Origin of the sequence: Agromyces kandeliae (genome assembly GCF_009674665.1) — a bacterium.
Classification (GTDB): domain Bacteria; phylum Actinomycetota; class Actinomycetes; order Actinomycetales; family Microbacteriaceae; genus Agromyces; species Agromyces kandeliae.
On the sequence record NZ_WKJD01000005.1, the window covers coordinates 1 to 4,584 of the forward strand.

3 protein-coding genes are annotated in these 4,584 nt (G+C 67.0%); all 3 read left to right on the top strand.

What is annotated here, in order from left to right; all coding sequences use genetic code 11:
• Positions 1–310: 310 nt before the first annotated feature.
• The gene (gene chvE / locus GJR97_RS02345; protein WP_154344950.1) at positions 311–1,384 is read left to right on the top strand and encodes a multiple monosaccharide ABC transporter substrate-binding protein; all 1,074 of its coding nucleotides are present in this window, start codon (positions 311–313) and stop codon (positions 1,382–1,384) included.
• 132 nt (positions 1,385–1,516) lie between these two features.
• Entirely contained in the window at positions 1,517–3,046 is a 1,530-nt protein-coding gene (mmsA, locus tag GJR97_RS02350; RefSeq protein WP_154344948.1) for a multiple monosaccharide ABC transporter ATP-binding protein, read from the top strand.
• A 33-nt stretch (positions 3,047–3,079) separates the two neighbouring features.
• Positions 3,080–4,324 (top strand): multiple monosaccharide ABC transporter permease, encoded by a 1,245-nt coding sequence (gene mmsB, locus GJR97_RS02355; protein WP_154344949.1) that lies wholly within the window; start codon positions 3,080–3,082, stop codon positions 4,322–4,324.
• The last annotated feature ends 260 nt before the right edge of the window (positions 4,325–4,584 follow it).

Consider the following 4,584-nt stretch of genomic DNA (forward strand, 5'->3'; position numbering starts at 1 on the left):
ATCCCCATCCCGCAGGACTCGATCGACCGGCTGTACGACCGGTACCAGAACGTCTACGGACAGGCCGCCGACGCACGACGGGACGCGCCGACGGCGAAGATCCCGGCCGGCGCCGGCCGGACGAAGGCGAAACGCAACTGAAGAGCTTGCGGCATCCGAGGTCACGACGGATGCCGCTGGGAACCGGTCGTCATGGACGAGGCCGGATCCGAAACGTCACCAAGACGACGACGTCCATGACCACACAGTGAAAGGACACACCGTGAACACCACGAAGAAGGTGCTCCTCGCCACCCTGGCGGCCGGTTCGATGCTCGCGCTCGCCGCGTGCTCGGGCGGCAGCGGCGGAGGCGGCGGAGAGGGCGACGGCGGCCTCATCGGCGTCGCGATGCCCACCAAGAGCTCGGAGCGCTGGATCCAGGACGGCGACGCCGTCAAGGAGCAGCTCGAGGAGCAGGGCTTCCAGGTCGACCTCCAGTACGCCGAGGACGACATCCCCACCCAGGTCTCCCAGATCGAGAACATGATCACCAAGGGCGCCGAGGCCCTGATCGTCGCCTCGATCGACGGCACCACGCTCTCGGAGGTGCTCCAGAACGCCGCCGACGCCGACATCCCCGTCATCGCCTACGACCGACTCATCCGCGACTCGGAGAACGTCGACTACTACGCGTCGTTCGACAACTACATCGTGGGTGTCCAGCAGGCCACCTCGCTCCTCGCGGGCCTCGGCCTCACGGACCTCGAGGGCGCCGAGGCCGCCGACGCGCCGGAGGGACCGTTCAACATCGAGCTGTTCGCCGGCTCGCCCGACGACAACAACGCCACGTTCTTCTGGAACGGCGCCATCGACACGCTCCAGCCCTACATCGACGAGGGCACCCTCGTCGTGAAGTCGGGCCAGACCGAGTTCGAGCAGGCCGCCACCCTCCGCTGGGACGGCGAGGTCGCGCAGAGCCGCATGGAGGACATCCTCGTCTCGACGTACTCCGACGGCTCCACCGTCGACGCGGTGCTCTCGCCGTACGACGGCCTCTCGCGCGGCATCATCTCGGCCCTCACCGACGCCGGCTACTCGGTCGGCGACGAGTGGCCGATCATCTCCGGCCAGGACGCCGAGCTCGACTCGGTCAAGGCGATCATCGCCGGTGAGCAGTACTCGACCATCTTCAAGGACACCCGCAACCTCGCGGCCGTGGCCGTCGACATGGCGACCGCCCTGCTGAACGGCGAGGAGCCCGAGGTCAACAACACGAGCGACTACGACAACGGCGTGAAGGTCGTGCCGTCGTACCTCCTCGAGTCGGAGATCGTCGTCGCCGACAACATCACCGAGGTCCTGGTCGACTCCGGCTACTGGACCGAAGAGGAGATCAACGGCTGAACCAGCCGCTGATCCCGAACGGATGACGCACCGCGTGTCGGGACCTGCGACGGGAGTACTCTCGCCTCAGGTCCCGGCCGCGGCATCCGCCACTCGGCCGGCCCCACACCGGCAATGGAGCAGGAGCAAGGGATGACCAATCACATTCTCGAGATGCGCGGCATCACGAAGACGTTCCCCGGCGTCAAGGCGCTCGCGAACGTCAACCTGGGCGTGGAGCGAGGCGAGGTCCACGCGATCTGCGGCGAGAACGGCGCAGGCAAGTCGACGCTGATGAAGGTGCTGTCGGGCGTCTACCCGCACGGCACCTACGACGGCGCGATCGTCTTCGAGGGCGAGGAGGTCGAGTTCAGGGACCTCACCGACTCCGAGGCCAAGGGCATCGTGATCATCCACCAGGAGCTCGCCCTCAGCCCGTACCTCTCGATCGCCGAGAACATCTTCCTCAACAACGAGCAGAAGGGCGCCGGCGGTCTCATCGACTGGAACCAGACGAACTTCGAGGCGTCGAAGCTGCTCGCACGGGTCGGCCTGAAGGAGAACCCGACGACCAAGATCCGCGAGATCGGCGTCGGCAAGCAGCAGCTCGTCGAGATCGCGAAGGCCCTCTCGAAGCGCGTCAAGCTCCTGATCCTCGACGAGCCCACCGCCGCGCTCAACGACGAGGACTCCGACCACCTGCTCGACCTGATCCTGCACCTCAAGGGCCAGGGCATCACGTCGATCATCATCAGCCACAAGCTGAACGAGATCAAGAAGGTCGCCGACACCGTCACGGTCATCCGCGACGGCAAGACGATCGAGACGATCGCGAAGCAGGACGTCACCGAGGACCGCATCATCAAGGACATGGTGGGTCGCGACCTCGAGCACCGCTACCCCGACCACACGCCGAACCTCGGTGAGGAGCTGCTCCGCGTCGAGGACTGGACCGCGCACCATCCGCAGGACTCGAACCGGGTCGTCGTCGACAACGTCAACCTGCACGTGCGCGCCGGCGAGATCGTCGGCATCGCCGGCCTCATGGGCGCTGGTCGCACCGAGTTCGCGATGAGCCTGTTCGGCCACTCCTACGGTTCGCGCATCTCCGGCAAGGTCTTCCTCCGCGGCAAGGAGATCAAGACCCGCACGGTCGCCGAGGCGATCTCGAACGGCATCGCCTACGCCACCGAGGACCGCAAGACCTACGGCCTGAACCTCATCGAGGACATCAAGCGGAACATCTCGATGGCGTCGCTGAAGAAGCTCGAGAAGTACGGCCTCGTGCACGACAACGAGGAGTACGCGGTCGCCAACGAGTACCGCACGTCGATGAACATCAAGGCGCCGAGCGTCCTGGTGAAGACCGGCAAGCTCTCGGGCGGCAACCAGCAGAAGGTCGTGCTCTCGAAGTGGATCTACTCCGACCCCGACGTGCTGATCCTCGACGAGCCCACGCGCGGCATCGACGTCGGGGCGAAGTACGAGATCTACACGATCATCAACCGCCTGGCCGCCGCCGGGAAGGGCATCATCGTGATCTCGTCGGAGCTGCCCGAACTCCTCGGCATCTGCGATCGCGTCTACGCCCTCTCGGAGGGTCGCATCACCGGCGAGCTTCCCGTCGAGGAGGCCACGCCCGAGTCGATGCTCAAGCTCATGACCATGGAAAAGCCCCGCTAGCCCGCGGCTGACGGAACACCCCCAGGAGACACCATGTCGAATCCGAACCCTCCCGCAACCGAGGAGACCCACGCGGCGGGCAGCAACATCAACCCCGTCGACAACAAGTTCACCGAGCGACTGAGCCACGTGCTCAGCGACCTCGGCCGCAACGGCATCTTCATCGCGCTCGTCGCGGTGGTCGTGCTGTTCGCCTTCCTCACCGACGGCATCCTGCTGCGGCCGCAGAACATCTCGAACCTCGTCGTCCAGAACGGCTACATCCTCGTCCTCGCGATCGGCATGGTGATGGTCATCATCGCCGGCCACATCGACCTCTCGGTCGGATCCGTGGCGGCGTTCGTCGGCGCCTGTTCGGGCGTGTTCGCGGTGCAATGGGGCCTGCCGTGGTGGCTGGCCGTGATCCTCTCGCTCGGCATCGGCGCCCTCGTCGGCGTCTGGCAGGGCTTCTGGATCGCCTACGTCGGCATCCCGGCGTTCATCGTGACGTTGGCCGGCATGCTCATCTTCCGCGGCCTCGCGCTCGTGGTGCTCGGCAACGCGAACATCGGCTCGTTCCCGACCGAGTACCGCGCGCTCGGCAACGGCTTCCTCTCGAACGTGTTCGGCGAGTTCGAGCTCGATCCGCTGACGCTCGGCGTCGGCGCCCTCGCGATCGTCATCCTCGTCGTGCAGCAGGTGCGCAGCCGCCGCGGCCGCGTGAAGTACGGCCAGGACGTCGAGCCGCTGGCGTGGTTCATCACCAAGCTCGTGCTGATCTCGGCGGCGATCGGGTTCTTCGCCTACGCGCTCGCGTCGTACAAGGGCATCCCGGTGACGCTGATCATCCTCGGCGTGCTGGTGCTCGTGTACAGCGTCGTGATGAACCGCACCGTGTTCGGCCGTCACATCTACGCGATCGGCGGCAACCGCCACGCGGCCGAGCTGTCGGGCATCAAGACCCGCCGCGTCGACTTCTGGCTGTTCGTGAACATGGGCTTCCTGGCGGCGCTCGCCGGTCTCATCTTCACCGCGCGCCTGAACCTCGCGGGACCGAAGGCCGGTGACGGCTTCGAGCTCGAGGCGATCTCGGCGGCGTTCATCGGTGGCGCGGCCGTCCAGGGCGGCGTCGGCACGATCGGCGGAGCGATCATCGGTGGTCTGATCATCGGTGTCCTGAACAACGGCATGTCGATCATGGGCATCGGCATCGAGTGGCAGCAGGCCGTGAAGGGCCTCGTGCTGCTGCTCGCGGTGGCGTTCGACGTGTACAACAAGCGTCGGTCGGGCGGGCACTGACCCGCAGTTCCTCCTGAGACGGCGAGGGGCGGATGCCACGTGGCATCCGCCCCTCGTCGTGTCTCGGTTGACGCGCTCGCCCGACGCGACTTGCCGGCGACGACCCCGCCGCTCGTCGTGCCGGGCCGCCCGCCGGGGCTCGCCCGCCCCGGCCCGGCCGGGCCGGCCCGGGCCTGCCTGCCGGGGCCGGCCCGCCCGCGGTCGGGAGGAACTTCCGGCTCGCGTCCGGCGTGTCGAGGGCCGGCCTGCGGCGTGTCGTC

Bases quoted from the DNA above. Each gene is read 5' to 3' on its own strand.
- chvE (WP_154344950.1), top strand. From the start codon at position 311: ATGCTCGCGCTCGCCGCGTGCTCGGGCGGCAGCGGCGGAGGCGGCGGA.
- mmsA (WP_154344948.1), top strand. From the start codon at position 1,517: ATGACCAATCACATTCTCGAGATGCGCGGCATCACGAAGACGTTCCCC.
- mmsB (WP_154344949.1), top strand. From the start codon at position 3,080: ATGTCGAATCCGAACCCTCCCGCAACCGAGGAGACCCACGCGGCGGGC.